Below are 26675 nucleotides of genomic sequence, written 5' to 3'. Positions count from 1 at the left end.
GGACGGGAGGCCCGGCTCACCGCCGCAACGTCTGTTTCGGGTACTCGCCGAACCGCTCCGCGTACGCCCCCGAGAACCGGCCCAGGTGCGCGAACCCCCAGTGCGTGGCGACCTGCCCGACCGAGACCGTCCGGGAGTCGCGGGCCAGCAGCTCCTCGTGCACCCGGTCCAGGCGCACCTGCCGCAGGTAGTTCAGCGGCGACAGGCCGAACGTGCGCCGGAACGCCTCCTGCACGCTGCGGACGCTGAGCCCGGCGACCTGCGCCAGGTCGGTGATCGTGATCGGGTCGTCGGCGTGCGCGTGGATGTGCTCGACCGCGGCACGGAGTTTCGCCTGTCGTGGGTGCAGCAGCTCCGCGGGCAACTGGTCGAGCTGCGGCGGGACGACCCGGAGGAAGGCGTCGACCGCCTGCCGCTTGGCCTCGTGCCAGACGAGCGAGCCGGTGCCGCCCTCCCGGAGTGCGCGGGCGAGGGCACCGAGGGAGTCGCGCCACTGCCGGACGGCCAGGGCGTCCGCGGGCCGCAGGTGGTCGAAGCGCATCTCACGGGCGCCGACGTCGAAGCGTTCGGCAGCGACGTCCCGGACGAATCCGCGGTCCAGGTGGACGAGCTGCTGGTCGTAGTCGGTGGCCACGAACACGACGTCGCGGTGGGCCGGGAACAGTGTCGGCTGTCCGATATGCAGCGGGATCCGGTCGCGCAGGGTGTCCGGGGTGCCGGACCCCGCGGTGAGCCAGCTCATCACCAGGTCCTCGCTCGGGCCGGATGCTCCGCGGAGGAAGCCGTTCATGGTGGACCGGCGCATCGAGACGTCGGAGTCGCCTACCGCCGTGTAGCGGTACGAGAACTCCCCCTCGGTCCGCCGGGACAGCCAGTGCTTGCCGGAGTAGATGCCGGCGAGGTCACGGACGGCGGCGTCGGGGTCGGTGCCGGCTACCTCGAACCGCACGGGGACCGCGATGTCGGCGAGCGCCTCCCGTCCGGTGGCTTCCCGGGTCTCCTCGGGCTCGGGGGCCAGCGACTCGCTCACGGGGTCACCGCACTGGGTCGGGAACCAGCGGTATCTGGATATCCTTGCCGCGAGCGTGCCGGTCCCCACTCCGGCATGCCGTGACGCACGGAGGAGGGCATCCGGTGAGCGACCTCGACGTGATGGGTGCCTTGACCCGTCTGGAGCAGGCCTCGACCGCGCTGCGGAACCGGTTGCGTGACCGGACCGGGGTGTCCGGCACGGACCTGTCGGTGCTGCAGTACGTGTGGCGTGCGAAGTCGGGCGAGCGCTCGGTCCGGGTGAAGGACCTGACGTCGCACCTCGGCCTGACCGGCCCCGCGGTGACCGGCATCATCGATCGGCTGGAACGGCAGGGCATCCTGCAGCGCGTGCCGAACCCGGAGGACGGTCGGAGCCGGTTCATCGAGCTGACGCCCGGCCAGGAGCAGGTGTTCGCAGCGGCGCTGGACAGCACCAACGAGCAGTTGCACGAACTCCTGTCCTCCTTCTCGGAACGAGAGCGCCGACGCCTCGTCCGCATCGTCGACCGCATCGTCGTGGCGCTCGACGGCGGGGTGCCGCCCACGTCGTAAGGCAGGTTAGGGGCCTCTCGGTTCGTGGGCGAAGGAATTGTCCACGCAGCGCGGATGGGTAACTTCTCTACCTACTTGCGCGGGCGTGGCTCCGAACGCGGCCGTACCGTCGGAATCGACCGGGACTCCCCTCGCACGGGGGTCACCGCCGACGGGAAGGGACACCATGGGCCTGTACGAGACCGAACCGGGCGTCGATCCGGTGCGCATCACCACCATCCGCCGCCTGCGCCGTCGCTGGAAGCACGGCGAGCAGCCCACCGAAGACCAGGGACTGTTCGACGACCTCTTCGTGGCGACGACGAAGCAGCGCTGACACTGCACCTCGGACGCAGCCGCGTCCACACCGACGGGAGGCCCGTGGCGGGATCGCCACGGGCCTCCCGTCCGTCGTCGTGCCGAGCCGCGCCCGTGCCCGCCGAACGGGGGCTGCATGCGGAGCCCCCGCGCTGGGTAGCGTCGACAGCGCGGACGCACCCGACGACCGCGCGGGTGTCGTCCCACCAGCGACCCCACCGAGGGCGACGATGCCCGTACCGACGAAGAGGGGCACGATGTCCACCACCACCGGACTGGGAACACTGAACGTCGCCACGATCGTGGCCGAGGGCGCCCGACGGCACCACACCAAGACCGCCGTCGTCACCGCGCTGCCCGACGGCGTCCACGAGTTGACGTACGGCGACCTGTGGGAGCGGGTCCGGCAGACCGCCGGGGGCCTGCGCGCCCGCGGCGTCGAGCGCGGCGACCGGGTGGCGGTGATGCTGCCGAACGTGCCCGAGTTCCTGGTGGCCTACTTCGCCGTCCTCGCGATGGGCGCCGTGGTCGTGCCGATCCACCTGCTGTTCAAGCGTGAGGAGATCACCCACGTCCTCAGCAGCTCGGGCGCACGCGTGCTCATCGCCGCCGGGTCGGTGCTCGGCGAGGCCGGACCCGCAGCGGCCGACACCGGGGCACTCGTCGTCGGCGTGGCTGCCGGCGAGGACGTCCTCTCGCTGACCGCGCTGGCGTCGGAGGGCGAGCCGCTCGACGCCGTCGTCGCGACGAACCCCCTCGACCCCGCCACCATCCTGTTCACCAGCGGCACGACCGGGCAGCCCAAGGGCGCGGTCGGGTCGCACTTCGCGCTCGTCGAGCAGGTCAACGTCTGCATCATCGACGTGTTCGACCTGCGCGAGGAGGACGTCGTGTTCGGCGGCCTGCCGCTGTTCCACACGTTCGGCCAGACCGTCGTGATGAACACGACGCTCCGCCGGGGCGCGACGATCGTGCTGCTCCCCCGCTTCGACGCGGCCACCGCGCTGCAGCTCTGCGCGGAGCAGCAGGTCACGGCGTTCCTCGGGGTCCCGACGATGTTCATCGCACTCCTCGGAGCGGCCGACCAGCACGACGCCCGACCGCCGTTCCGCTGGTGCGTCTCCGGCGGCGCCGCGCTGCCCGCCGCCGTGCTGGAGCGTTTCGAGTCGACCTTCCAGGCGCCGATCCAGGAGGGCTACGGCCTGACCGAGACCTCCCCCGTCGTCTCGGTGATCCCCCGCGGCGACCCGGGTCGCGCCGGCAGCGTCGGCCCCGCGGTCTGGGGCGTCGACGTCGTCGTGGCGGACGCCGAGGTCGAGGGGCGCATCGTGCCGATGCCGGTCGGGGAGCCCGGCGAGATCGTCGTCCGGGGGCACAACCTGTTCCTCGGCTACCTCGACGACCCGGAGTCGACGGCGGCCGCGATGGCCGACGGGTACCTCCGCACCGGCGACATCGGCGTGCTCAGCGAGGACGGGTACGTCAGCATCGTCGACCGCAAGAAGGACCTGATCCTGCGGAACGGCTACAACGTGTACCCGTCCGAGGTCGAGGCGGTGCTGCACCGGCACGAGGACGTCGCCTCGGCCGCGGTGTTCGGCGTCGACCACCCGGTGCACGGGCAGGAGGTGCATGCGGCCGTCGTCCTCCGCGACGGCGCGACCGGATCCGACGGGGTCGACGCGTTCGTCCGCGAGCGGATCGCCTCGTTCAAGTACCCGCGGGTCTACCACGTGGTCGAGGCACTGCCGCTCGGGCCGAGCGGGAAGGTGCTGCGGCGGGAGCTGACCCGGCAGTACGGCGACTGAGCGCCGGGACCGGTGCAGGACCGGACCACACGACGGACGGGAGGCTCGTCACCAGCTGGTGACGGGCCTCCCGTCCGTGTCGGGGCCGGGCCGGTGCCGGACTGCTACCGGTCGTCAGCTGCTGGCGGTCGCCAGCCGCTGCCGGGTGTCAGCGCGGGATGACCGAGAACAGGAACTTCCGCCGGATCATGTACCAGCTGAGCAGGATCAGCGCGGTGTGCACGGCGGTGCCGATCCAGACGTTGCCGTAGTCGAGGGGCAGCGACGCGATCACGAGCGCGAAGAAGACCTGCCAGACGAACACGTAGAGGCTGGCCTGGCCGAGCGGGATCCACAGCCACCCGATCGCGGCGTTCACGGGCTTCCAGAACACGGTGAGGATGGCGTACGACACGATCGCGAAGAAGGCGATGTCGATCAGACGGCCCCACTGCAGGTCCACGCGCTGGTACGCGGTGTTGTAGAGGTCCTGGTACATCGTCGCCGGGAACGGCGTCGGCGTGAAGTCGAAGCGGTCGCCGGCCCAGACGTAGACCAGGAAGGCTGCGTACCCGCAGATCAGCACGCCGATCAGGACCTTGCCGAGCCGGCCGGTCAGCGCCCGGGTGATCTGGCGTCGGTAGTACCCGAGGACCAGTCCATGCGTGAAGACCACCTGCCAGGTCAGCAGCGGGAACACCGCGTCGAACTGCGAGTTCAGCGGTTTGAAGTCGGGGTTCACCGCCTGGAAGACGTAGAGCGCCCAGCTGACGACGAGCAGCGCCCACCAGTAGCCGCGTCGGATCACCCACATGAACACCGGGATGAACAGGCTGAGCACCACGAACAGGCCCATGATGTTGAACGGCCAGGGGCCCATCTCGAGCAGCAGGAACTGCCGGATCGCGTACCAGGGCGGCGGGTACGCCAACAGCTGCATCGCGTTCGGGTACAGGTCGTAGACGCGACCCTCGGCCTGCACGCCGTCGAGACCCGTGCCCCGGTCGGTGAAGGTCGTGATCGCGTCCGTGTTCAACAGCGGGACGAAGCTCAGCGCGAAGACGATGAGGATCACCGCGAGCGTGACGAGGTACTGCTTCCGGGCACGCTTCCACGCCCCGATCGCGGACGCCCACTCGCCGAACCGGGCGATGCCGAGCGGGTAGACCATGCCGAGCACCATGCCGGAGAGGAACACGAACATCTCGGCACCGGTGATCGCGCCGACCGCGTGCAGCGTCAGGTACGAGTACGGGCCGGAGACCTCGATGTGGGTGATCACCACGGCGAGGATGATGAACCCGCGGAACAGGTCGAGTCGCAGATCGCGCCCCGGCTTGCCGTCGTCCGGGTAGCGCCAGCTGGGCACGAGCCGTCCGACCAGCCCGCTGACCACGAACACGAGCGCCAGGCCCGCCGCCAGCCAGACGATCCACGCCATCTGGTCGCCACCGGTGTCGAGCTGCTGGTTCGTCGCGGCGGCGCCCTGCTGCGGGGTGACCCGGTCGGTGACCGGCCCGAACACGAACTGGTCGGCGTCCTGCAGGTCCGTGCGGAACGACCCGGCGATCCCCGGAGCCTTCGCGAAACGCCAGTCGGCCACGCGGTTGCCGGCCTCGGGTTCCCGACGGTTCGCCTCGATGTACGTCACCCCGCGGATCTCGGGGGTCTCCCGCACCTCGGCGAACACCTGCCGCCACCAGCTCTGCTTCACCTGCAGCTCGCCGGCACCACCGAGGGAGTGGTCGTAGAGCGCGCCCGTGTCGAGCAGCATCGGGCGGTCGCGGTCGACGGCGAACCGGTCGACGAAGGACCGGGGCTGCTGCTGGTCGTAGCCCCAGCGTTCGGCGAAGCGCTGTGCGACCTCGTCCGACGCCGGGACGTCGTTGCGCGTCAGCGGGACGTCACGGCCGGCTGCCTCGGTGGCCTTGCCCTTGCCGAAGAAGAACATCGACAGGCCGACCCAGTCGACGGACGACGCCCCGGGCCAGTACGGCTCGTAGGGGTCGTCGGCGGCGGTGAGCCGGCCGTCGCCGTTGGTGTCGAGCTTCTCGGTGTCGGTCGCCGACAGGTCCGCCAGACGGCCCGCGGACGAACCGAACGGGTAGCCGGCGCCGTAGGAAGGCGACCACACCATGCGGGCATCCGAGTCCCCGGCGTGCACCTGCTTCGCGACCGTCCGGAAGGCCCGCACGAACTGCGTCGGCTGCTGTCCCCAACGCACCCACGTGCCGTTCATCTGCGGGGCGAAGCGGACCAGGAGCTGGGTGTCGTACTGCCGGTGGGCCCGCTCGAACAGGGTGTTCGCGTGACGGGCATCGGCCGGCGTCAGGGACCCGAGGGACTGGTCGGGCACCAGGCTGACGACCAGCACGGCACCCTGTGCGGCGGCGGCCCGGGTGGAGCGGAGGAACTGCTGCTCGGCCCGCCCGTCGACGGGGTAGGCGATCTCGACGCCGTACATCGAGGGGGTCGCACCGAGGCGGCCCTCGTAGCCGTCCGGAGCGTCGGAGCCCCAGTCGAGGTCCGGGCCGAACCAGGTCCGGCCGGTCGGCGGGTCGACGGCGCCGGTCGGAGCCGTGCTCGGGGCCTTGGTCGGAGTGCTCGTCGCGGCGGCCGTCGGGGTGCTCGTCGCGGCGTTCGCCGGCAGGGCTCCGCCGAGCAGGAGCACGCCGATGACCATGAGGAAGGCGACGACCCGCGCCCCGAGCTGTGTCACCGGTCGCACACCAGCACCCAGACGTTCCGCCCACCCTCGTGGTGGTGTTCAAGGCGGTCGAGCGCCGCGATCGCCAGGGCCAGGCCGCGCCCGCCCTCGTCCTCCGGGTCGGCCATCGTCACGGCGCTGAGGTCGATGTCCACGGGCATGCCGTTGTCCGACAGCACCGCGACGAGCTCGGTGTCGTGGGCGGTCAGGTCGAGGACGAACCGACGCCCCTCGTGCGGGTCCGACCGGCGGGTGTGCTCGATGACGTTCGCGGCGACCTCCACCAGGGCGGTCTCCAGTCGGAACCGCAAGGTCGGGTCGTCGATCCCCTGGCCGTCCCACCACGCGGCGAAGGTGTCCTGCACGGTGTCGAGCGACGCCGGGACCGCGGGGACGTCGATGCTCGCGTGCGTGCTCACAGAGGTCCTCCGACCGTCGTGGACTCGTGTTCCAGGGCCACCGGGGCGTCAGGGCCCTTGTAGCGGACCGCCCGGATCACGATGCTGAAGATGAAGAGGTCGAAGACGACCCACGCGGTGTTCACCAGGGGCGCGATCCCCTCCGCCTGACCGGTCAGGTACCGGATGCCGATCATCACCAGAGCCGCGGCGAGCGCCGCCATCGCGATGAGCTGCGGCTTCACGAGGTCCCAGCGCGGCTTGGCGGCACTGGCGTCGCGGACCTTCGGCGTCACGCGGAAGCCGAGCGGCCGGCCGCGGAAGACGTTCTCGAACGCGCTGGTGACCGACTCGATCCACACCGGGAAGAGCGCCAGCGAGTACTGCTGCCCGCGCCACGTCGGTCTGCCCGCGGCGACCACCCAGAACAGCAGCTGGTTGAGCACCAGGAACGGGATGAGCCGGGCGAAGAAGTCGGTGCTGTAGGCCTGGACCGGCACGACGCCGAACGACAGGCAGAGCACCGGGGCGGCGATGTACACCACGGCGGCGAAGCCGGACAGGTAGCTCCACATCGTCGAGAAGTACATCAGGCGCTGCCCGAACGACAGGCCCTTCTGCACCAGGGGGTTCTCGCGGAAGAAGACCTGCATGGTGCCCTGTGCCCAGCGGAGCCGCTGCACGAGCATCGTCTCGAGGTCCTCCGGCGCGAGCCCCTTCGCCAGGATCTCGTCGTGGTAGGCCGAGCGCCAGCCGAGGCCGTGCAGACGCATCGCGGTCGCCATGTCCTCGGTCACCGAGATCGTGGCCAGGGGCATGATCGCCTGCGCCTCGTCGTCGCGGTTCACGTCGAGCGCCCGGGCGAGCACCGCGATCGACTCGATCGCGGCCACCGGCGACGCACCCCGCTGCCCGAGGACGTCGAGGGCGGCGTCGTCGAGGCCGGCGAACGTGTTCGCGTCGGTCGACATCGCCGCGAGCTCCTGGAGGTCCGCGCGCACCGACTCGAGGTCGGCGGCGGCGAACCGGAACGCGATCGCGTCGATGCCGCGCTGGAAGCGGTAGGTCACGTCACCGAGCGGCTCCCCGGACGCGATCTCGTCCCGTGCCCGGTCGACGACGCCCTCGGCGTCGTCGAGGGCGACCAGGACACGCTCGTCCGTCTCGGTCTCGCGTGCCCGCCCCAGGAGCTTCTTCGCGGTCTTGATGGTGCGCTGGACGCTCGTCTCGACCTCCCGCACGTAGCGCGTGATGCCGAGCTGCATCAGCGCCTCGCGCCGGAGGATCGCGTTCGAGCCGCAGAAGAACGCGGCGTTCCAGCCGTCCTTCGACTGCTGGATCGGTCCGTAGAACAGCGGCGCCTGGCTGCCGAGCGGGTCCGAGTCGGGCACGTTCTCGAACCACTGCGGGGTCTGCACGAGCGCCATCCGCTCGTCCTTGAAGTAGCCGAGGGTGCGGTCGAGGATCGAGGGTTCCGGCACTTGGTCGGCGTCGAGGATGAGCAGGAACTCCCCCTGCGTGGCGAGCAGGGCGTTGTTGAGGTTGCCGGCCTTGGCGTGCCGCGGACGGTCCACCCAGTCCTTGCCGCGGGTGATCACGCCGAGCCCCGCGGCCTCGGCCGCCGCACGCATCTCGGGGCGGTTGCCGTCGTCGAGCACCCAGGTCGTGTGCGGGTGCGTGATCGCCTTCGCCGCGAGTGCGGTGCGCATCACCAGGTCGATCGGTTCGTTGTACGTGGTGATGAAGACGTCGACCGTGACGTCGGTGCTCGGCTTCGTCGGGGGTTCGCCGCGCTCGCGGAGCCTCCATGCCCCGAACGCGAAGAGCACCGAGTCGATCACGCTGTACGTCTCGGCGAGGATCAGCGGCACGGCGATCCACCACGAGTGCCAGTTCACCGAGGCGATCCAGCGCCAGCCGATGTAGTTCAGGCCGGACACCGCCGCGAGCACGGCGACGGTCCGGACGGCCAGGAGTCGGCGGCGGGGCGTGCCGACGGTCAGTCGACGATGGTCGCGTCGACCGACGTCCAGCGCCGTCATCGGCGCACCCCTGCTGAACCGTCGCTGCGGTGCACGGCGTCCCCTCCTGATCCCCGAATTCCCGCGCACGCGGTTGCCGCGCACGGGTGTCCCATCCGGTGCCGTCGATGGATCCAGGGTCCACGGGCGGCGCCGTCCGCTCGGCGTCGTTCGGGTCGACTCCGGCGTGCTGTCTTGTCTACCGCAGCGGGGCGACACCTGTCAGCAGGATGCCCCGATCTGGGGACGCCGGAGGTGCTGCTCGACGATGTGCAGGACGGGCGGTCAGAACGGCAGGTGCCGGAGCCACCAGGCCTGCGAGCGGATCCGCGCGACCAGCTCGGTGAACGTCCGCGACCGCTCGAGGTCGGGTCGGCCGTCGTCGTGCACCAGGTAGCGATCGGAGAGCCGTCCGGACCCGGCCCCGAGCCGGGCCTCGAGATCTCGGAGGGCCGCGTTCCGATCCGCTCGGTCGAGTGGGACGTTCCGCAACCGGTCCGCGGCGGCCTGGAAGCGCTCGGCGTTGCGGCCGCCGACGTCGTCGACCTCCCGCACGAGCGGCACGATCGCGTCGACCGCATCCGCCAGTCGTTCCACTCGCCCCCGCACACCGCGAGCCTAGACTCGCCCCATGTTCGGACGAGCACGACGTGACGCGGAACCGGTCGACCTCAGCACGCTGGCACCCTGGCAGTCGGACGGCGTCTCGGCGCAGTGCGTGCCGCTGCCGATCGGCTTCAAGGGCAAGACCATCCCGGACGTCATGGTCTTCGACGGGACGGTCTCACCGGTGTTCGCGGTGCGCGAGGTCCAGCAGCTCGTCGACCACGACCTCAACACCGTCGAGAACGTCAACCAGCCGCCGATCGCCTTCCTCATGTGGCCGGACGACGCCGCGGACGACTCCATCGCAGGGCACTGGCTCCGCGGGGCGCCGGCGGACAGCCTGACCCTGCTCGTCGAGCCACTGGAGCTGGCGCCGACGGTGCAGCTGCTGGGACCGGCACTGCAGTCATTTCGCGAGTGGGTGCACACGCTCCCCCGCTGACCTCAGGTCAGGCGCGGCGACGTTCGAGCATCCACCGCAGGTGCGCACCGAAGACCGACCCCGCAAAACTGCTGGTGATCCACGGCAGCAGGGCCACATCCCACCCGTCGACGACACGGGTGAAGAGGACCATCGCGCCGAAGATGCCCACGACGAGGAGCAACGACGCAGTCACCGGTCGGAGCAGTGCGAACACACTCCCTGCCCAGACGAGTCCGGCGACGAAACCCACCGCCAGGTACGGGGCGAGAACGTCGGCGTGCCCGCCCGCGATACCGATCGGTACGGCCACGCCCACCACCAGCAGGCATCCCGCCCCGATCAGGTTGACGGGGTGCTGACGCTGTCCGCGCCACGGCCGCGCCTTGTTCACTCCGGCCACGGTTCCACCCCCACAGACGACAGCAGCCCGGTCCGTCGAACTTGTCGACGGCCCGGGCGCTGCGCGAACGGCTGCTTACGCGCCGCCACCCGCGGTGAAGATGTCCTGCGAGATCTTGTCGAGCTGCGTGCGGAGCTGCTCGAGTTCGGTCTTCGCCTTGTCCAGCGCAGCCTTCGTCTCGGGCCAGGTCGACCCACGGAAGTTCGACGCCAGCGGGCCGTCCCACACGTTCGAGTCGGACAGCACGCGCCCCTGGGCGTCGAGCTGCGAGATCTGGTCCGTGAAGCCACCGTTCACGATGGACTGGATCTGGCGGATGGCGGTCTTCGCCTGTTCGGTCGAAAGCACACGCGACATGGTGAACCCCTCATTCTCTTCGTACCTGCACCCCCGCGCAGAAGATCCCCCGGAGGCTCTGACGTCGTCAACCATACCGGGTCACCGGGCCGACGGGCCAGGTTCTCCACAGACATGTCAGGAGGCCCGACACCAGCTGGTGTCGGGCCTCCTGTCAGACCGGTTCGCGCGTCACCACGCGACCGGCTCGGACGTCACCGCGTCAGTCGCGCGTGTGGCGCGGCTTGCGGTCGTCGCCGTAGCCACCGCGGTCGTCACGCGAGCCGCGGTCGTCGCGCTCGCCGTAGCGGGCGCCGTCACGACGGGTGCCGGTCTCGCGACGCACACCGCCCCGGCTGTCCGCGCGGATCTCGATGAGCTTGCCGCTGATGCGGGTGTCGCGCAGACGGTCGAGGACGCCGGAGTCCATGTCGGCCGGCAGCTCCACGACGGAGAAGTCCGGACGGATCTGGATCGCCCCGAAGTCGTCGCGGCGCAGGCCCCCCTCGTTGGCGAGCGCACCGACGATCTGGCGCGGCTCGACGCGGTGGCGACGGCCGACCTCGATGCGGTACGCGGTCATCGGCACCGAGCGGCGGCGGCGGTCGCCACCACCGCTGTCGCCGTCACGGTCACGGTCACGGTCACGGGCCGGACGGTCGTCGCGGCTGCGACGCTCGTCGCGCTCGATCTGCTGGCGCGCGCGGTCGTCGGCGGGGTCGAGGAGCAGCGGGGTGTCCCCCTGCGCCACGACGGCGAGCGCTGCAGCGACGTCCGACTCCGGCACGTCGTGGTGCTCGACGTAGTGGGCGATGATGTCGCGGAACGCGCTGACGCGGGACTCCTGCCCGAGGGCGGCGGTGATCGCGTCGTCGAAGCGGGTCAGACGGGTCGAGTTGACGTCCTCGACGCTCGGCAGCTGCATCTGGGTGAGCGGCTGACGGGTGGCCTTCTCGATCGCGGTGAGCAGACGACGCTCACGCGGGGTGACGAAGCTGATCGCCGCACCCGAGCGGCCGGCACGACCCGTGCGGCCGATGCGGTGCACGTACGACTCGGTGTCGATCGGGATGTCGAAGTTCACCACGTGGGTGATGCGGTCGACGTCGAGCCCGCGGGCGGCGACGTCGGTGGCGACCAGGATGTCGAGCTTGCCGGACTTCAGCTGGTTGACGGTCCGCTCACGCTGGGCCTGGGCGACGTCACCGCTGATGGCGGCGGCGGCGTACCCACGGGCGCGGAGCTTCTCAGCCAGGGTCTCGGTCTCGCTCTTCGTGCGGACGAAGACGATCATGCCCTCGAAGTCCTCGACCTCGAGGATGCGGGTCAGGGCGTCGACCTTCTGCGGGTACGACACGACCAGGTAGCGCTGCGTCGTGTTCGCCGACGTGGTGGTCTTCGCCTTGACCGTGATCTCGGCCGGGTCGTTGAGGTACTGCTTCGAGATGCGACGGATCTGCGCGGGCATCGTCGCCGAGAAGAGCGCGACCTGCTTCGTGTCCGGCGTCTCGGCGAGGATCGTCTCGACGTCCTCGGCGAAGCCCATCTTGAGCATCTCGTCGGCCTCGTCGAGCACCAGGTACTTCAGCTCGGACAGGTCGAGGGTGCCCTTGGCGATGTGGTCCATGATGCGACCGGGGGTGCCCACGACGACGTCGACGCCGCGACGGAGGGCGGACAGCTGCACGCCGTACGCCTGGCCGCCGTAGACCGGCAGGACGTGGACGTGCTTCATGTGGGCGGCGTACTGCTCGAACGCCTCGCAGACCTGGAGGGCGAGCTCACGGGTCGGGGACAGGACGAGTGCCTGCGGCAGCTTCGAGCCGGCTTCCATGCGGGACAGCACGGGCAGCGCGAACGCGGCGGTCTTGCCGGTACCGGTCTGGGCGAGGCCGACGACGTCGCGGCCCTCGAGCAGGATCGGGATGGTGGCGGCCTGGATCGCGGAGGGGGTCTCGTACCCGATGTCCTTGACGGCCTTGAGGACGGGGTCGCTGAGCCCGAGGTCGGCGAAGGTGATCACGGGCTCCTCGTCGACGGCTTCGGCGGGGGTGGTGTTCTCGGTGCTCATGGGGAGAACGGTATCCCGTTTTCGGGCTGGACCCCAGACGGACGGGAGGCGCGTGGCGGCGTCACCACGTGCCTCCCGTCCGTCACGGGGTCAGGTCGGGACCCCTCCACCCGCTCCGGCGTCCTCGCCGCCGGCGCCGAGCACCTCCGCCGCACGGTCGTTGAACCGGGCCAGGAGCCGGGCGAGGTCGCGCAGTTCCTGCCCGTCGAACACGCTCGTGACGTCGTCGAACACCGCGTCCCCCTGCGCGTCGAGGCCGTCCAACAGGGCACGTCCGGCGGGGGCCAGTGCGAGCAGGGCCGCGCGACCGTCGTCCGGGTCCGGGGTGGTGCGGACGTAGCCGGCGTCGACGAGCCCCGCGATCCGCCGGCTGACCACCGGTCGCGACAGGCCGGTGCGCTCGGCGACGGCGGTCGAGCGAACCGCACCCAGGCGCTCGACGGCCCGCAGGATCACCCGGGCGGTCGGGTCGAGGCCGCCGGACTGCTCGATGAGCACCGTGCGCAGCGTCTGGCGCACCCAGAGCCGGTCGAGCTGCCGACGGAGCAGCCGCTCGGCCTCGGGCCGGTCGTCGTCCGGGCGGACGTCGTCGTCAGGGCGCTGGTCCTCGGGCACGGCGCCATCGTACGACGCGCCAACTAGTTGCTTGCAGAACGCAATGGATGTAAAGTTGCGGAGCCTGCAAGGTTTCAGGTTGCGCAGCGGCCCCTCGGTGGCCCCCGCACCCGCCTCGCCTCCGCCCGACGACGCACTCGCCGTCCGGCACGTCGAACCAGAAGGACCCGCATTGTCAACAGCCACCGCACAGACGCCGGTGTCGGGCCGGAGCGCCACCACCGGTGCGCCCGGTCAGCAACCCCTGATGACCCACCGTCAGATCCTGCTCGTCATCTACGGGCTGATGGCGGGCATGTTCCTGTCGTCCCTCGGACAGACGGTCTTCGGCACCGCGATCCGCACCATCGGCGACGACCTGCACGGGCTCGACCAGCAGGCGTGGGTCACCACCGCCTACCTGATCACGTCGACGATCGCGACGCCGATCTACGGCAAGCTCTCCGACATCTTCGGCCGTCGCCCGCTCTACATCTTCGGCATCGTGGTCTTCATCCTCGGCGCCGTCCTGTCGTCGATGTCCACGTCGATGCTCATGCTCGCCGCCTTCCGCGCCGTGCAGGGCATCGGTGCGGGTGCGCTGATGTCGCTGCCGCTCGCGATCATGGGCGACATCCTCGCCCCGCGTGAGCGCGCCAAGTACCAGGGCTACTTCCTGGCCGTCTTCGGCATCTCCTCGGTCATCGGCCCGCTCATCGGCGGCCTGCTCGCCGGCGCCTCCGAGATCCTCTTCATCACCGGCTGGCGCTGGGTGCTCCTCATCAACGTGCCGATCGGCATCGCCGCGCTCGTCATGGTGATCGTCTTCCTGCACCTGCCGAAGGTGCACGACAAGAAGGACAAGCCGGTCGTCGACTGGTGGGGCGCGACCTCGGTCATCGTCACCCTCGTCCCGCTGCTGCTGGTCGCCGAGCAGGGCCGCACGTGGGGCTGGGGCTCCCCCGCGGCACTCGCCTGCTACATCATCGGCGCGGTCGGCCTGGTCGCCCTGCTCGTCATCGAGTCGAAGATGGGCGACGCGGCGATCATCCCGCTCAAGCTCTTCCGCTCCGGCACGTTCTCGATGGCCACGGTCATCGGCTTCCTGGTCGGCTTCGCGATGTTCGGCGCCATGCTGACCATCCCGCTCTACCTGCAGATCGTCGTCGGCCTCAGCCCGACCGAGTCCGGCTTCGCCACGCTGCCCCTGGTCGGTGGCCTGATGATCGCCTCGATCACCTCGGGTCAGATCGTCGCCCGCGTCGGCCGCTACCGGGTCTTCCCGGTCATCGGCACCGCCCTGGTCTCCGCCGGCTACGTCGTCCTGACCTTCATGTCGATCGACAAGCCGCTCTGGTTCCTGATGATCGGCATGTTCCTCATCGGTCTCGGACTCGGTTCGGTCATGCAGTCCCTGACGCTCGCGTCGCAGGGCTCGGTCGAGGCGAAGGACATGGGCGTCGCGACCAGCTCGGCGACCTTCTTCCGCCAGATCGGTGGAACGCTCGGCACGGCCGTGCTGCTCTCGATCCTGTTCTCGGTGATGCCCGCCAACATCGTGCACGCCACGGCCGACAAGGCCGACCTGACCGACGCCCTCGACGCCGCACTGAACCCGACCGTCGCCAGCGCGAAGGCGAACCAGGGCGTCATGGACCAGATCTGGGACCCGATCGTCGGCCCGATCCAGGACAGCATCGACTCCGGGCTCGACCGCGGCACCACCGCCGCGAAGCAGGCCGCCGACCAGGCCGTCACCCAGCAGGTCAACGCTGCCGTCCAGGCACAGGTCGCCGCCGGCACGATCCCGGCCGCCGCCGCCGAGACCGTGATCGCCCAGCAGGCCGCCGACGCCACCCCGCAGGCCGAGACCACCGCCCTCGCGACGGCCGCCGACCAGGCGCACGCCAGCGTCGTCGACGGACAGCTCGCGGTCGACTGGAAGGACGCCGGACAGCGCGGCTACTGGGTCGACCAGGTCGTCCCGGACCTCGTCAAGCAGATCGACAAGGGTGCGAACGACGACTCGAGCGCCTCGGCCACGAACGACACCTCGTTCCTGACCGGTGCCGACCCGCGCCTGACCCGTCCGTTCATGGCCGGCTTCAACGCCTCGTCCGTCACGATCTACTGGGTCGGACTCGCCGTGATCCTGCTCGCCTTCGTGCTGACCTGGTTCTTCAAGGTGCCGCCGCTGCGCCAGCGCTCGGCCCTGCAGGAGCAGGCGGACATGTCCGCCGAGGCACAGCTCGAAGCCGAGGCCGGCATGGCCGCGGCCGAGGCAGGCTCCTTCACCGGTCCGATGACCGGTTCCACGCCGACCCAGCGTCGGTGACCACCCGGGCCGCCCGCACGTCCGCCGACCACCGTCGGCAGCGTGCGGGCGGCCCGCTCCGCCACTCCCCCACCGGAGGTCGCCCGTGACCACCACGGCAGCACCCGCACCCGACAGCGCCGTCGGCAGCACCGAGCCCTGCACGCTCCGCGAACGGAAGAAGCAGCAGACCCGGCAGGCGATCCACCACGCCGCGCTGACCCGCATCACCGACCACGGCCTGGACGGCGTCACGGTCGAGCAGATCTGCGCCGATGCCGACGTCTCCCCGCGCACGTTCTTCAACTACTTCTCGTCGAAGGCCCACGCGGCCATCGGCCTGGACACCGTCGAGGTGCCCGACGCCGTCCGTGACCGGTTCGCCACCGCCGGTGGGCCGCTCATCGACGACGTCTGCGACCTGGTCGCCCACACCGTGCCGCTCTCCTCGGACCGCGCCCGCGCGAAGGAGCTGCTCGTCCGCCGCCCGGAGATGACGTCGATGGTGATGCGGTGGATGGCCGAGTCCCGGCAGTCCCTCATCGCCGCCGTCAGCACCCGCACCGACGAGGACACCGCCCGCACGGCGGTCGCCCTGGTGATGTCGGCCCTGACCGAGGCGGCCCACCGTTTCAGCGTGCAGGACCAGGCGGACCTGGCCACGCGCCTCCGCGCCGTCGTCGCCGAGATGGTCGCGCTCGTCACCGACCGCTGACCGATCGGCCACTGACCGGTGGGCCGCTGACCGGTGGGCCGCTGACCGGCCGAGGCGCCCAGCGGGTCACGGGACGGGAGGCACGTCCCCCGTCATGACCACCCGTCCGGCCGCGTCGTCCCAGCGGTAGGTCGCGTCGGCGCGACCGCTCGCCTCGGCGTTCGACTCCCCGTCGCGCGGGTACCGGTACGTGACCGACACGGCAGAGTCGGACGTGCGCGTGACCTCCGGCGTGAAGGGGTACTGCACCTTCGTCGCCGTGCCGAGGTACGTGCCGTCGTGGAACAGCAGGATCGCCGACGGCGAGCTGCCGGTCGAGTCGGTCGGGCGCAACACGACCCACGACAGGGCCGCGCACGGGTCGTACCCGCCGCGAGCGGCCCCGGCGGTGTCCCACTTCGCCCCCGCGATGCCGGCCGGTGCGCCGAGTCGGGCGGCCGCCTGCTGGATCGCGCTGGTCGGGTCCTCGCTGCCACACGTCGGGGTGGCTGTCGGCTGCGGCGTCTGCACCGGTGCCGGCGTCGCGGTCGGGGTCCCCGTCGACTCCGCCGACGGTGCGACCGTCTGCGTCACCGTCTGCGTCGGTGCCGGGTCACCCGACCCGGTCGAACACCCGGTGAGGGCGATCGAGACGAGCCCGAGCGGGACGAGGCCGCGCAGCACGGCGGGACGGAGTCGCGAACTGGTTCCCATGCTGAACATCCTGCCGGGCGCGTCCGACGCATCCACAGAGGACGTTGAGGTCGGCAGACCACCCAGCCGGGAGGCCCGTGGCGGGCCGGATCCGCGCCTCCCGTCCGGCCGTTGACCACGTGGCGGACCACCGCTGACGAGATGTCAGGAGCGGTCGCCGGACCGCCGCAGCGCACGCAGGTCGCGGAGGAAGGCCGTGGGCGTCGTGCCCCGCTCCTCCTTGAAGAGCTGCTGGAGTCGCCGGGGCCGGAGACCGGCGGCCGCGGCGATGTCCGCGACGGTGCAGACCTCGTCGAGGTGCGTCTCGATGTAGGCGACCGCCTGACGGATCCGCCAGGAGGACCGGCCGTCGGGCCGCTGCGAGGTGGCCGCACGCAGCGTCGCCGAGGGGTCCTCGCCGAACCGGGCGCGGTACGCGGTGGCGAAGCGGCTTGGGTTGGTGAAGCGCCAGCGGCGAGCGACCTCGAGCACGCTGTTCGGCGACTCCCCCCGGAGCAGTTCGCGCCGGACCTCGTCCAGGCGCTGGTCGCGGAGGAAGCCGTTCGGCGTGACACCGAGCGTGCGGGCGAAGACCTCCTGCAAGCCGCGCTCGCTGAGTCCGGCGGCGGCGGCGATGGCAGGCACCGAGGGGCGGTCACGCGCGTGCTCCTCGACGAAGGCGATCGCGTCACGCAGTCGGCTGGCGGTCGGGACGTCGTCCCCGCGGTCGCGGAGCGGGAAGGTGTCGAGCACGACCGTCGCCAGGCGGCGGTTCAGCGCCGTCCGCATCGCACCGCGCACCCGGTCGTCCATCAGGGTGGGGCTGACCTCGCCGAGCAGACGACGGAGCGGCTCGCGCCGGGCGATCCGCTCGTCCTGCTGGTCGAACAGGACGGGCCCGTCGGGCATCGGGTAGCCGAGCTCCCCGGCGGTCTTGCGGAGGAACGCGTCCGAGATGTGCACGCCGTTGTAGACGGTCTCTTCGGACTCGAAGCGGTACGCCTCGGACGCCGAGGCGATGTACGGACTGCCGGGCTCGATCACGCGGGACCGGTCCGCGAAGTGCATCTCGAGTCGACCGTGCTGCAGCCAGAACACCACGTGGTCGTCCCTGGGGCCGATCACCCCGCCCCGTCGACCGCCGCGGGCGTTCATGGTCCGCAGCGTCAGGTCGTCGTCGCCGATGACGAAGTACTCGTACCGGGTGCCCTGACTGGCGAAGGTGTCGGTGGCGGTGGTGGTGTCCCGGCGGAGGTCCTGCCCGGAGTACTCGGTGCGGAAGATCGCGGTGTAGTCCGAGCCGCCCGCGTCGGTGAACCGCTGCTTGCGGAACCCGTTGTCGTGGTGGATCGGTGGCACGCGGCCATCTTCTCATCCACAGAACGCGGAAGTCCGAGGTTCACCCGGACTGGGGTGAGGTCCGCTCAGTTGCGGATGAGGGGTGCCCAGAACGCATCCGGGCCGTCCTGCTGCACCGCGTCGCCCTCGAACCGCCAGCCGTACCCGCCCGCGAAGTCCTGCGCGGCGGTGAGCTCGTCGACCCCGTCGTCCTCCGAGCGGTCGAACAGGTGCACGCCGTGGCCGATCGCGACACCGCTGTCGCTGATGAGCGTGAGGTCCCAGCGGCCCTCTTCGGAGCGTTCGATGCGGACGACGGCGGCCTGGTCTGCGGAGAAGTCGGACATGCCGTCGAGCCTACGCACGCCGCGGTGGGGCGGTGCCGGGGACGGTTGCGCGGCACCGGGCGGTGCCGGGCGGCCGGCTGCCGCGCGCGGTCCTCCGCGCTCAGACGACGGTGAAGAAGTCGGCGTAGGTGGGTTCGGCGGGCGTGGACCCGGCCGTGCGACGGGAGACCATCGCGTCGATCTCGTCCGGGTGGCTGAGGCCGCGGCGGTGCCATTCGTCGGCCTGCAGCCGGAGTTCGTGGAGGGAGGGTCGGATGCGCTCGTTCACGGTGCGCTCTTCCTGCTGGTGCGCCCGACCCGAGGGGTTCGGAGGCGCATGACCAGCATCCCCCGCGGACTGCGCGGGGCCAAGCCCGGCCGAACCTCGAGTACGTCCGTTGGACACGGTGTCCGGTGCGCGCACCGGCACGCGGTCGGGTCGGACGCGTGGCTGTCGCGGACCACCGGATATCCCCGGCACGGAGCGGGCCGCGGCGGGCTGCGGGATGGTCAGGAGCGCCCCGGCGACGGCAGCAGGCCGGGCCGACGGGAGGCCCGTCACGCGCTCCGTCGACGGCGGAGCGTCACCGACGGCGGCTCCCCGAAGGTCGCCGCGTAGGTACCGGAGAACCGCCCGAGGTGACCGACACCCCAGCCGACCGCGATCTGCGCCACCGTGGAGGTGTCCGGGTCGGCCGCGCTCAGTTCGGCGCGCACCCGGTGCAGGCGGACCTGCCGGAGGAAGTGCATCGGGGACGATCCGGTGTGCCGGCGGAAGGACGCCTGCAACGACCGCACGGCGACCCCCGCGGCGACGCTGACGTCCGTGATCGTGATCGGCCGACGGGCGTTCGCCACCATCCACTCCTGCGCGAGCCGCATGGTCGCCGGGCCGTCGCTGAGCAGGCCGGTCGGCGGCACGGGCCGGGCGTCGAACGTGGCGGCGACCGCTTCGGCCACGGTCGTGTTGAGGGCGGAGCGCCGGTCGCGGTCGGTCGCCGGGTCGAGCAGCGCCCCGGCCGCCGTGGCGATGACGGCACGGAGCTGCCGGAGCGCATCGGGGTCCGGTTGCCGGGCGAACTGCAGCGGCGCCGGCAGGTCGCCCTGGCGAGCCGCGGCGACGGACTCGAGGAACGACCGGTCGAAGCGGATCAGGTGCTGCACGGTGGGAGCCGCGCTGAACGTGAAGTCGCGCCCCGCCGGGTACATCACCGGGACCCCGGGCAGCATGTCGACGGGCGCGGACGACCCGGTGTCGAGGCGGATGCCCGGCGCGGAGGCCCAGGCCAGCACGTAGTCGTCACCGGGGTCGATCGTGCCCCAACGCCGTGCGGCCACGGACGAGGTCCCGACCGTGACGTCGCCGTCGCCGACCGCCCGGTACCGCCACGAGAACCCCTCGGTCGCAGCGTCCCCGATGTGGATGTCCTGGCTGCCGTAGACGTGCTCGTAGAACGCGACCGCTTCGTCGACGGCGGTGCCGTGACGGTCGACGTGCTGGAGGGGTTGTTCGACGGAGTCCATGCACTCCGAGTCTCACGCGGACCACCGACAATCCGTACCCCGGATCGACCGGTCCCCTCCGCACCGACCCGCCAGCACCCCACCGCGACTGATCACCCCGCCCGGGTCGCCGCAGTCACGCGGCCCGGGCCGGGATCGCGAGGCCGGACGGGAGACCCGGGAACACGGAAGAGCCCCGCACCAGTCGGTGCGGGGCTCTTCCGTGTTCCCGACGTCGGACGCCGGTGGGGTTCGGTCAGGCGCGGGCGCCGCGACGACCGGTGATCGCACCCCAGATGAGGAGGACGATGATCGCGCCGACGATCGCGATGATCCACGACTGGATGCTGAAGAAGCCGTCGTAGCCGACGTTGAAGATGAGGCCGCCGAGCCAGCCGCCGATGAGGGCGCCGATGACACCGAGGACGAGCGTGGCGATCCAGCCGCCACCCTGGCGACCGGGGAGGATCAGCTTGGCGATGGCGCCGGCGATGAGGCCGAGGAGGATGAAGCCGAGGAAGCTCATGGGAGTGCCTTTCAGGACGGGCACCGCGAGGTGCCGTTGTGGAGCAGGTGTGCCGCCCCGAGGGGCGGCGGAGCGGTCGAGATCGACGCTCCCGGATGGGCGGTACCGGTCAGGAACCGACCGGCTGTGCCGATCAGATGCTGTCGAGCAGACCGTCACGCGACTGCTCTGCGAACAGAGCGGTCATGTCGATGGCTTCGGTCGGGGTGTCCCCGTCCACGAATGCGTTGTTCGCGGGCGTCGAGTGCATCTGACCGGTCCTTCCGAGGTGCTGCATGTACCGCTCCACTGTGCCCGCCGAAAAGTAGTTAGGCACACTACACAGTCGATGTTGCGCTATGCGGACAATCCTGAGGGAGGTCAGCCGACGAACCGCGTCCACAGGCCGGAGATGACGGGCCAGACGTCACCCGCCCGGTCTGCCGACCCGATCGCGACGGCGACGAGCGGGAAGACCGTGACGCCGACGGTGACGAGGAGTGCGAGCACGACGGCGGTCCACGCGGTCGCTCCGTGTCGCCGCGTCACCGCGAGGAGCAGGAGCGCCAGGACGACGACCGCGCCGACGAGGGTCACGAGCGTCACGCGGAGGAACGGGAACGGGACGAGTCCCGCCGTCGTCCCCGTGATGCCGGCGAGGAAGCCGACGAGCGGCAGGAACGCGCCGAACGCCAGCAACAGGACGGCGACCAGTCCGATGCCGCTCGCGACCCAGACGCTGCGCGACCTGGGCCGGGAGGCGGCCACCTGGCGGCGGATCCGCCGCTCGGCCCAGGCGCTCACGGTCGGTCCGTGGCGGTGTCGTCGGCCGCGCTGCCGCGGACGGCCTCGGCGGCGCGGCGCACGTCGTCCGCCGCGTCCTCGAGTGCGTCGGCCGCGGCCTCCGAGCCGGAGACGGTGGAGGCGTGGACAGCCGGCTCGGCGGCGCCCGACAGAGCGGCCTCACCGGCCGCGTCCTCCGCGTCGGCCCGGTGTCGCGCCTCCGCCACGCCGTCCGCGACGTCGTCGCCGACCTGCTCGGCTGCAGCGGTCGCCGCCTCCTGTGCAGCGTCGGCCGCATCACCCGCACGGTCTGCGACGTCCGACGCGGTCTTCCGCGCCGACGCCACCGCGTCGGAGGTCGCCGCACCGGCAGCGTCGGCCGCGTCCGAGATCGCGTCGCGGGCGTGTCCAGCAGCGTCGCGTGCCGAGGCTGCAGCGTCCGAGGCGGTCGCCGACGCCGCGGCCAGGGCGTCCGACGCGACGGACCCTGCCGTGTCCGCCACCGATCGCGCGCCGTCCACTGCGGACTCCGCCGCGTCGGAGACGGTGTCCGCCGCGGTCGCGGCAGCGCCTCGGACGGAGTCGACGGCCTCGTCGAGCTTCGAGGGCTCGTCGTCGAACGGGCCGTGCACGTCGAGGACCCGGACGTCGACCTCGACGTGGTCGGGCAACTCGGCGAGTTGGTGGAGGGCGGCTCCGACCTGCGAGCGGACCTCGGCGGCGACCTCCATCACGGGGTGCGGGTAGCTGACGACGACGGCGACCGCGACGTCGAGCGTGCCGTCGGTGTCGTCGACGCGGACGCCGAGGGCGCTGCCGCTTCGACCGAGTCGGCTGCGGACCTGGTCGGCCGCCCGTTCGGCGAGCCCGCCGAGGTGGTGGACCCCGTCGACACCGAGGGCGGTGACCGCTGCGGTGCGGGCGGCGACGGTGACGGCCGCGGCGTCCTCGGGGAGCGGGTCGGTCAGGGACGCCGGCAGGTCAACGGGGGTGAGCTGCGTGTGCGCGTGCGTGTCGTGCTGCACCTGCGTGTCGGTCTGGGTGTCGTGCTGCATGGTTTCCTCCTCGGTCGAGCGTGCCGTGAGCGCACGACGGGGCACCGCGCTCGAACGCGCGCGTGCCCCGTCGTGTCTGCTGGTCGCTACTTGCGGAAGACGTCCTTGACGTCCTCGCCGGTCTGCTTCGCGCTCGCGGCGGCCTGGTCCTTCTTGCCCTCGGCGACCTTGGAGTCGTCGTTGGTCGCGTTGCCGAAGGCCTCCTTGGCCTTGCCGGCGATGTCCTGTGCAGCGTTCTTGATCTTGTCGTCGAGTCCCATGACGGGCTCCTTCCGGTCGTGCGGACGAGGGTTCGACCGCGGTCGTGTGGTGTGGGTCGTGCTGGTGGTGCTGGGTGGTGCCGCCGGCCGGGAGGCCCGTGGCACGTCCGTCAGGCGACGCGCTTGGCCTTCGAGAGGGCCGAGCGGGTGCCGCCGGTGAGGTGGACCAGGACCGGCACCTCGCGACCGAGGGTCCGGTCGAGGGTGGCGATCGCCGAGTCCACGGCGTCGAGGACCGTGACGGCGTCCCCGCCGCGGCGGACCGCGACACGGAGCCGTGCCGCACGGTGCTTGCGCACCGTGTACATGTCGACCTTCGACGAGACGACGTCGTGCACGCCGGCCAGTTCGTGGTCGATGACGTCACGGACGAGGGCCACGTTCACGGTGACCTCGTCGTCGCCCTGGGCTTCCCGGACGGCGACGGCGGTGCCGCCACGGCCACGTGTGAAGACCCAGACGAGCGCGAGGACGACCACGACGAGGCAGACCGCCGCGACGATCCACAGCGAGGTCGCGGGGACCTCGACGCGGTCGGGGAACGTCAGGTACGGCTTGAGTGCGTCACGGACGGCCGGCAGGACACCGGCACCCATGGCGAGGCCGACCACGACGGCGACGAGGCCGAGCACGAACAGGATGATCCGGTTCAGGGTGCGGTTGCTCGAGGTCATGACAGGGTGCCCTTCTCGCTGACGCGGACGGTGACGTGGCGGCCGAACCGGTCGTCCAGACGGCCGAGACGTTCGGCGACGGCGTGCTCGACGGCTGCCGAGTCCACCGGGACGCCGGACATCGGGACGACGTGCACCTCGGTGCGGGCGCCACGGGCACTCGCGGTGGTGTGCGCGTCCGGGACTCCGGCGGCCAGGCCGGCGGCGTTCCGGGCGGTCGAGGCGATGATCGACGAGTCGATCACCACGGCACCGCGGTCGTGCGGCACCACGGAGCGGTGCTGCCGACCGGGCTTGAGGGCCAGGACGACGAGGACCACACCGGCGATGACGAGCACCGCCGCGATGACCTCGACCAGGGTGACGAAGGTTGCGTCCGGCTTGAGTGCGGCGTCCACCGCGGTCTGCGGGTCGGCCAGCAGTGGCGCCGCACCGACCGCACGGAGGACCGACTCGGTGCCGATCCACGCCGCGACCAGCACGAGCACCACCAACGCCACGGACACTGCCGTGGACCGGGAACGGTGCACGCTGCGGCGACGCAGCCGGCGTTCGACGGAACTGCTGCTCATGGTGTTCTCCTCCTACCGGACCCGGGTGTCGCGCTCGCGCACGATCCCGGTCAACTCGATGCGTGCCGATCCGACACGACGTCCCGTGAGGGCGCTGACACGGCTGCGGACCTCGGCCGCTGCGGTGGTCGCCGCCTGGACCAGGTCGGTGCCGGCGGCGACCGGGCCGGTGATCTCCAGGGCCAACGCCCCGCGGGCGTCGCCGAGCTCCACCCGAACCCGCTTCGCGGGCGCTCCGAGCCGCTCAGCGGCGACGGCGCGCGCGCACGAGGTCAGGGCACGGGTGGTGATCTCGACACGGCCCGGAACGGTGCCCGGGCCGCCGGTCACCGGGAGCTCCGGCGCCCGGTCAGCACGTCGGTCAGGGCGTTCCGGTCGATGCGACCGGTGACGAGGGCCGCGACGAGTGCTCCGATCGCGGCGAACACGACGACCAGGACGAAGCCCCAGAAGCCGAACTGCAGTGCGACGACTGCCAGGATGGCGCCGATCAGGGCGCCGCTCAGTGTGGTGCTCATGCGACTCGCGACTCCTTCTTGTCGTCGCCCTCGTCGTCGTCGCCCGGGATGAAGACGTCCTGGACGGTGACGTTGACCTCGGCGACCTCCATGCCGACGATCTGCTCCAGCGCACGGGAAACCGACGAGCGGACGCCCTCGGCGACCTGCTGCAGCGGCACCGGGTACTCGGCGACGATGGTGATGTCGGCGGCGACCTGCTTCTCGCCGACCTCGACCTTGACGCCCTGGCCGTGGTCGCGCTGGCCGATGGCGTCACGGATCGCGCCGATGGCACGGGCTGCGCCGTTGCCGAGCGAGTGCACGCCGTTGACCTCGCGGGCGGCGATGCCGGCGACCTTCGAGACGACGGTGTCGTCGATGACGGTCTTGCCGGTGGCGGCGTGGGTGCCGGTGTTCGCCCCGGACTTGCTGGTGGCGAGGGTGTTGGGGGTGGTCGTGGTGTCGGCCATGGTGTCTCCTTCCGAGTGACCCGCCGGGCGTTCCCAGCGGGTGCTGTTCACGGATGAGACGGGCTGGAGAGGACGATCGTCACGGCCGTGTCACGACTTCCAGCAGCGTTCCAGGAAGTGCGTCAACCGGCTGGCTCCTTGTCCCCCGGTGCCCGGACCGAGCCGTCCGGACCTTCGGGAAGCGGCTCCCGCTCTTCGCCGACCGACGCGACCGAATGGGGTCAGAGCGCGCTGAGGTCGTGGCCGTCCAGGGCGTCGTTCCAGGTGGTCCGCCCTTGCTGCTCCGTGGCGACGTGGAGCCCGCCGTGCCCCTGCTGCAGCGCGCAGTGCCAGCGGTCGAAGCGGCTCGGGCAGCACTCGTCGTCGTGCGGTGCCGGGCCTCCATGGGGTGGTTCGTGGGGCGTGGCGTCGGTCGAGCGGTCGTGCATCGTCTGCTTCCTGTCGTGCGGTCCTCCAGTAGGACGAGTCGAGCGGCCGTTCCGTCACGAACCCGGTGCACGCAGGCGCGTCGGGGGATGACGGTGCATGCTCGGATGCGGCCGTCGACCCGCAACGGACGCGGCCTGAGGACCTCGGATGGTCCCGGAGACCGGAAGGTGAGGATGACCGACGACGACCCGCTCGGCCGCGCCGACGACTCGACGCTCGTCGTCCGTGCCGCCGACGGCGACGTGCCCGCGTTCGCGGTGCTCGCCCGCCGACACGGGCCGCTGATGCGTGTCTACGCCGAGCAGATGCTCGGGTCGAACGTCGAGTCCGACGACGTCGTGCAGGAGTCGTTCCTCACCGGGTGGCGTCGGCTGTCCGACCTCGACACACCCGCCCACTTCCGGCCGTGGATGATGCAGATCGTCACCCGCAAGGCCATCGACCGCCTCCGCCGACGTCGGCACCACGACGACGTCGACGACCTGCAGCAGCCCGCCGACCCGGCACAGAGCCCGGAGCGTATCGTCGAGGCGCGGCTGCAGCTCGACGCGATGTGGGCTGCGCTGGACCGGCTCCCTGCCGACCAGCGTCGCTGCTGGCTGTTGCGGGAGACAGCCGGGTACAGCTACCAGGAGATCAGCGAGGCGCTCGAGCTGCCGGTCTCGACGGTCCGAGGGCTTCTCGCTCGGGCGCGGCAGTTCCTGCTCCGGGAGATGGAGGCGTGGCGATGAGCGACGACGACCAGACCCTGCCCGCTGACGCCATGCCCGCCGACGCCGACCTCGACGGCCACACCTTCGACGAGCTCGCCGACTACCTGGACCGCGGTCGGACCCCGCGTGACCCCGACATCGAGTCCTCGGCCGCCTGCCGTCTGGCGCTGTCCAACATGCAGCGCCTCCGCGAGCTGTCGATCGGCGCCATGCAGCGACGCGGCGACACCGACCCCGATCCCGACCGTGAGAACCGCTGGATCGACGGCCTGCTCGCCACCATCCGGGCCGAGATCACCTCCGGCCGCGACGTCCCCGTCAGCCACCCGGACCCCCGGCTGCGGCTCACCCTCACCGAGGCGGCCGTCCGCAACCTGGTCCGTCGCGCCGGCGACACCACCGGCGGCATCGTGATGGGACGCTGCACCCTGACCGGTGACGTCTCGACCCCGGGTTCGCCGGTCACGGTCGAACTGACCGCGGCGATCGCGTACGGGCAGGTCGCCGACGAGACGGCCGAGCGACTCCGCCGACGGGTCGCGGACGTGCTCGCCCGGCACACCGAACTCGTCATCGAGCAGATCGACGTCACCTTCGACGACGTCTACGTCCCCTAGGAGC

Annotated in this window: 32 protein-coding genes; 8 read left to right on the top strand and 24 right to left on the bottom strand. The window is 71.3% G+C overall.

The features are described 5' to 3' along the window. Positions 1-16 precede the first annotated feature (16 nt). Positions 17-1030: a helix-turn-helix transcriptional regulator gene (locus tag SOM35_RS00380; RefSeq protein WP_320513844.1), complete on the bottom strand. Its 1014-nt coding sequence runs from the start codon at positions 1028-1030 to the stop codon at positions 17-19. 104 nt (positions 1031-1134) lie between these two features. On the opposite strand from SOM35_RS00380, the gene SOM35_RS00375 reads away from it, so the two are divergent. From SOM35_RS00375 to SOM35_RS00365, 3 genes are all read left to right on the top strand, one after another. Next, complete coding sequence (locus SOM35_RS00375) at positions 1135-1584, top strand: MarR family winged helix-turn-helix transcriptional regulator (RefSeq protein WP_111075823.1); 450 nt, start codon at positions 1135-1137, stop codon at positions 1582-1584. Between the two features lie 166 nt (positions 1585-1750). After that, a complete protein-coding gene (locus SOM35_RS00370) occupies positions 1751-1900 on the top strand; it encodes a hypothetical protein (protein WP_181421545.1) in 150 nt (49 codons plus the stop codon). Between the two features lie 238 nt (positions 1901-2138). Next, positions 2139-3689 carry an AMP-binding protein gene (locus tag SOM35_RS00365; RefSeq protein ID WP_320513842.1) on the top strand — a complete coding sequence of 517 codons (1551 nt, stop codon included), beginning with the start codon at positions 2139-2141 and terminating at the stop codon, positions 3687-3689. A gap of 148 nt (positions 3690-3837) precedes the next feature. On the opposite strand, the gene SOM35_RS00360 is transcribed toward SOM35_RS00365, so the two are convergent. From SOM35_RS00360 to SOM35_RS00345, 4 genes are all read right to left on the bottom strand, one after another. Continuing rightward, positions 3838-6387, bottom strand: coding sequence for an OpgC family protein (locus SOM35_RS00360; protein ID WP_320513841.1), 2550 nt, complete (start codon positions 6385-6387; stop codon positions 3838-3840). Next, a complete protein-coding gene (locus SOM35_RS00355) occupies positions 6384-6794 on the bottom strand; it encodes an ATP-binding protein (RefSeq protein WP_111075821.1) in 411 nt (136 codons plus the stop codon). The genes SOM35_RS00360 and SOM35_RS00355 overlap by 4 nt, the downstream gene beginning before the upstream one ends. Next, positions 6791-8815 (bottom strand): glycosyltransferase, encoded by a 2025-nt coding sequence (locus SOM35_RS00350; RefSeq protein WP_320513839.1) that lies wholly within the window; start codon positions 8813-8815, stop codon positions 6791-6793. Before SOM35_RS00350 ends, SOM35_RS00355 begins: the two co-directional genes overlap by 4 nt. Before the next feature lie 264 nt (positions 8816-9079). Continuing rightward, on the bottom strand, positions 9080-9403 hold the full coding sequence (locus SOM35_RS00345; RefSeq protein ID WP_320513838.1) for a hypothetical protein: 324 nt from the start codon (positions 9401-9403) through the stop codon (positions 9080-9082). A 22-nt stretch (positions 9404-9425) separates the two neighbouring features. On the opposite strand from SOM35_RS00345, the gene SOM35_RS00340 reads away from it, so the two are divergent. After that, entirely contained in the window at positions 9426-9842 is a 417-nt protein-coding gene (locus tag SOM35_RS00340) for a hypothetical protein (RefSeq protein ID WP_320513837.1), read from the top strand. A 7-nt stretch (positions 9843-9849) separates the two neighbouring features. Here the strand turns inward: SOM35_RS00340 and SOM35_RS00335 are convergent, their stop codons facing one another. The 4 genes from SOM35_RS00335 to SOM35_RS00320 form a co-directional block, all read right to left on the bottom strand. After that, a complete protein-coding gene (locus SOM35_RS00335; RefSeq protein ID WP_320513836.1) occupies positions 9850-10134 on the bottom strand; it encodes a hypothetical protein in 285 nt (94 codons plus the stop codon). Between the two features lie 165 nt (positions 10135-10299). Then, positions 10300-10581, bottom strand: a complete 282-nt coding sequence (locus tag SOM35_RS00330; protein ID WP_111075815.1) for a pyrophosphorylase — start codon at positions 10579-10581, stop codon at positions 10300-10302. 202 nt (positions 10582-10783) lie between these two features. Continuing rightward, a complete protein-coding gene (locus SOM35_RS00325; RefSeq protein ID WP_320513835.1) occupies positions 10784-12631 on the bottom strand; it encodes a DEAD/DEAH box helicase in 1848 nt (615 codons plus the stop codon). A 90-nt stretch (positions 12632-12721) separates the two neighbouring features. Further along, the gene (locus SOM35_RS00320; protein WP_320513833.1) at positions 12722-13246 is read right to left on the bottom strand and encodes a MarR family transcriptional regulator; all 525 of its coding nucleotides are present in this window, start codon (positions 13244-13246) and stop codon (positions 12722-12724) included. A 247-nt stretch (positions 13247-13493) separates the two neighbouring features. Here SOM35_RS00320 and SOM35_RS00315 point away from each other — a divergent pair, with 247 nt between their 5' ends. Continuing rightward, a complete protein-coding gene (locus tag SOM35_RS00315; protein ID WP_320513832.1) occupies positions 13494-15560 on the top strand; it encodes an MDR family MFS transporter in 2067 nt (688 codons plus the stop codon). A gap of 85 nt (positions 15561-15645) precedes the next feature. Continuing rightward, positions 15646-16254, top strand: a complete 609-nt coding sequence (locus tag SOM35_RS00310) for a TetR/AcrR family transcriptional regulator (protein ID WP_320513830.1) — start codon at positions 15646-15648, stop codon at positions 16252-16254. 66 nt (positions 16255-16320) lie between these two features. Here the strand turns inward: SOM35_RS00310 and SOM35_RS00305 are convergent, their stop codons facing one another. The 15 genes from SOM35_RS00305 to SOM35_RS00235 form a co-directional block, all read right to left on the bottom strand. Beyond that, the gene (locus tag SOM35_RS00305) at positions 16321-16947 is read right to left on the bottom strand and encodes an LppP/LprE family lipoprotein (RefSeq protein ID WP_320513829.1); all 627 of its coding nucleotides are present in this window, start codon (positions 16945-16947) and stop codon (positions 16321-16323) included. A gap of 144 nt (positions 16948-17091) precedes the next feature. Next, entirely contained in the window at positions 17092-18285 is a 1194-nt protein-coding gene (locus SOM35_RS00300; protein ID WP_111075809.1) for a helix-turn-helix domain-containing protein, read from the bottom strand. Between the two features lie 65 nt (positions 18286-18350). Beyond that, positions 18351-18611, bottom strand: coding sequence for a hypothetical protein (locus SOM35_RS00295; protein ID WP_111075808.1), 261 nt, complete (start codon positions 18609-18611; stop codon positions 18351-18353). Between the two features lie 100 nt (positions 18612-18711). Beyond that, entirely contained in the window at positions 18712-18879 is a 168-nt protein-coding gene (locus SOM35_RS00290) for a hypothetical protein (protein ID WP_166779762.1), read from the bottom strand. A gap of 269 nt (positions 18880-19148) precedes the next feature. Continuing rightward, the gene (locus tag SOM35_RS00285; protein WP_320513826.1) at positions 19149-20114 is read right to left on the bottom strand and encodes an AraC family transcriptional regulator; all 966 of its coding nucleotides are present in this window, start codon (positions 20112-20114) and stop codon (positions 19149-19151) included. Between the two features lie 235 nt (positions 20115-20349). Then, positions 20350-20619 carry a GlsB/YeaQ/YmgE family stress response membrane protein gene (locus SOM35_RS00280; protein WP_111075805.1) on the bottom strand — a complete coding sequence of 90 codons (270 nt, stop codon included), beginning with the start codon at positions 20617-20619 and terminating at the stop codon, positions 20350-20352. Positions 20620-20979: 360 nt separating this feature from the next. Next, complete coding sequence (locus SOM35_RS00275; protein WP_253467488.1) at positions 20980-21402, bottom strand: MFS transporter permease; 423 nt, start codon at positions 21400-21402, stop codon at positions 20980-20982. Then, positions 21399-22436, bottom strand: a complete 1038-nt coding sequence (locus SOM35_RS00270) for an Asp23/Gls24 family envelope stress response protein (RefSeq protein WP_320513820.1) — start codon at positions 22434-22436, stop codon at positions 21399-21401. Before SOM35_RS00270 ends, SOM35_RS00275 begins: the two co-directional genes overlap by 4 nt. Positions 22437-22522: 86 nt before the next feature. Then, positions 22523-22696 (bottom strand): CsbD family protein, encoded by a 174-nt coding sequence (locus tag SOM35_RS00265; RefSeq protein ID WP_111075803.1) that lies wholly within the window; start codon positions 22694-22696, stop codon positions 22523-22525. Positions 22697-22806: 110 nt separating this feature from the next. Continuing rightward, entirely contained in the window at positions 22807-23370 is a 564-nt protein-coding gene (locus SOM35_RS00260) for a hypothetical protein (RefSeq protein WP_111075802.1), read from the bottom strand. Beyond that, on the bottom strand, positions 23367-23942 hold the full coding sequence (locus tag SOM35_RS00255; protein ID WP_204609206.1) for an Asp23/Gls24 family envelope stress response protein: 576 nt from the start codon (positions 23940-23942) through the stop codon (positions 23367-23369). The genes SOM35_RS00260 and SOM35_RS00255 overlap by 4 nt, the downstream gene beginning before the upstream one ends. A gap of 12 nt (positions 23943-23954) precedes the next feature. Next, a complete protein-coding gene (locus tag SOM35_RS00250) occupies positions 23955-24272 on the bottom strand; it encodes a hypothetical protein (RefSeq protein ID WP_111075800.1) in 318 nt (105 codons plus the stop codon). After that, complete coding sequence (locus tag SOM35_RS00245; RefSeq protein ID WP_111075799.1) at positions 24269-24460, bottom strand: DUF2273 domain-containing protein; 192 nt, start codon at positions 24458-24460, stop codon at positions 24269-24271. The genes SOM35_RS00250 and SOM35_RS00245 overlap by 4 nt, the downstream gene beginning before the upstream one ends. Then, positions 24457-24912, bottom strand: a complete 456-nt coding sequence (locus tag SOM35_RS00240) for an Asp23/Gls24 family envelope stress response protein (RefSeq protein WP_320513816.1) — start codon at positions 24910-24912, stop codon at positions 24457-24459. The genes SOM35_RS00245 and SOM35_RS00240 overlap by 4 nt, the downstream gene beginning before the upstream one ends. Before the next feature lie 221 nt (positions 24913-25133). Continuing rightward, complete coding sequence (locus SOM35_RS00235) at positions 25134-25340, bottom strand: hypothetical protein (protein WP_320513815.1); 207 nt, start codon at positions 25338-25340, stop codon at positions 25134-25136. Between the two features lie 174 nt (positions 25341-25514). On the opposite strand from SOM35_RS00235, the gene SOM35_RS00230 reads away from it, so the two are divergent. After that, positions 25515-26072, top strand: a complete 558-nt coding sequence (locus SOM35_RS00230) for an RNA polymerase sigma factor (protein ID WP_320513813.1) — start codon at positions 25515-25517, stop codon at positions 26070-26072. Further along, positions 26069-26671, top strand: a complete 603-nt coding sequence (locus tag SOM35_RS00225) for an Asp23/Gls24 family envelope stress response protein (RefSeq protein ID WP_221851086.1) — start codon at positions 26069-26071, stop codon at positions 26669-26671. Before SOM35_RS00230 ends, SOM35_RS00225 begins: the two co-directional genes overlap by 4 nt. Positions 26672-26675: the final 4 nt, after the last annotated feature.

The organism is Curtobacterium sp. CFBP9011 (assembly GCF_034045095.1).
GTDB lineage: Bacteria > Actinomycetota > Actinomycetes > Actinomycetales > Microbacteriaceae > Curtobacterium.
This window is presented reverse-complemented; position numbering and strand designations above follow the sequence as displayed.

Bases quoted from the DNA above. Each gene is read 5' to 3' on its own strand.
- SOM35_RS00270 (WP_320513820.1), bottom strand. From the start codon at position 22,436: ATGCAGCACGACACCCAGACCGACACGCAGGTGCAGCACGACACGCAC.
- SOM35_RS00280 (WP_111075805.1), bottom strand. From the start codon at position 20,619: ATGAGCTTCCTCGGCTTCATCCTCCTCGGCCTCATCGCCGGCGCCATC.
- SOM35_RS00245 (WP_111075799.1), bottom strand. From the start codon at position 24,460: ATGAGCACCACACTGAGCGGCGCCCTGATCGGCGCCATCCTGGCAGTC.
- SOM35_RS00285 (WP_320513826.1), bottom strand. From the start codon at position 20,114: ATGGACTCCGTCGAACAACCCCTCCAGCACGTCGACCGTCACGGCACC.
- SOM35_RS00240 (WP_320513816.1), bottom strand. From the start codon at position 24,912: ATGGCCGACACCACGACCACCCCCAACACCCTCGCCACCAGCAAGTCC.
- SOM35_RS00340 (WP_320513837.1), top strand. From the start codon at position 9,426: ATGTTCGGACGAGCACGACGTGACGCGGAACCGGTCGACCTCAGCACG.
- SOM35_RS00350 (WP_320513839.1), bottom strand. From the start codon at position 8,815: ATGACGGCGCTGGACGTCGGTCGACGCGACCATCGTCGACTGACCGTC.
- SOM35_RS00330 (WP_111075815.1), bottom strand. From the start codon at position 10,581: ATGTCGCGTGTGCTTTCGACCGAACAGGCGAAGACCGCCATCCGCCAG.
- SOM35_RS00370 (WP_181421545.1), top strand. From the start codon at position 1,751: ATGGGCCTGTACGAGACCGAACCGGGCGTCGATCCGGTGCGCATCACC.
- SOM35_RS00295 (WP_111075808.1), bottom strand. From the start codon at position 18,611: ATGTCCGACTTCTCCGCAGACCAGGCCGCCGTCGTCCGCATCGAACGC.
- SOM35_RS00315 (WP_320513832.1), top strand. From the start codon at position 13,494: ATGACCCACCGTCAGATCCTGCTCGTCATCTACGGGCTGATGGCGGGC.
- SOM35_RS00255 (WP_204609206.1), bottom strand. From the start codon at position 23,942: ATGAGCAGCAGTTCCGTCGAACGCCGGCTGCGTCGCCGCAGCGTGCAC.
- SOM35_RS00235 (WP_320513815.1), bottom strand. From the start codon at position 25,340: ATGCACGACCGCTCGACCGACGCCACGCCCCACGAACCACCCCATGGA.
- SOM35_RS00230 (WP_320513813.1), top strand. From the start codon at position 25,515: ATGACCGACGACGACCCGCTCGGCCGCGCCGACGACTCGACGCTCGTC.
- SOM35_RS00225 (WP_221851086.1), top strand. From the start codon at position 26,069: ATGAGCGACGACGACCAGACCCTGCCCGCTGACGCCATGCCCGCCGAC.
- SOM35_RS00305 (WP_320513829.1), bottom strand. From the start codon at position 16,947: ATGGGAACCAGTTCGCGACTCCGTCCCGCCGTGCTGCGCGGCCTCGTC.
- SOM35_RS00265 (WP_111075803.1), bottom strand. From the start codon at position 22,696: ATGGGACTCGACGACAAGATCAAGAACGCTGCACAGGACATCGCCGGC.
- SOM35_RS00325 (WP_320513835.1), bottom strand. From the start codon at position 12,631: ATGAGCACCGAGAACACCACCCCCGCCGAAGCCGTCGACGAGGAGCCC.
- SOM35_RS00365 (WP_320513842.1), top strand. From the start codon at position 2,139: ATGTCCACCACCACCGGACTGGGAACACTGAACGTCGCCACGATCGTG.
- SOM35_RS00260 (WP_111075802.1), bottom strand. From the start codon at position 23,370: ATGACCTCGAGCAACCGCACCCTGAACCGGATCATCCTGTTCGTGCTC.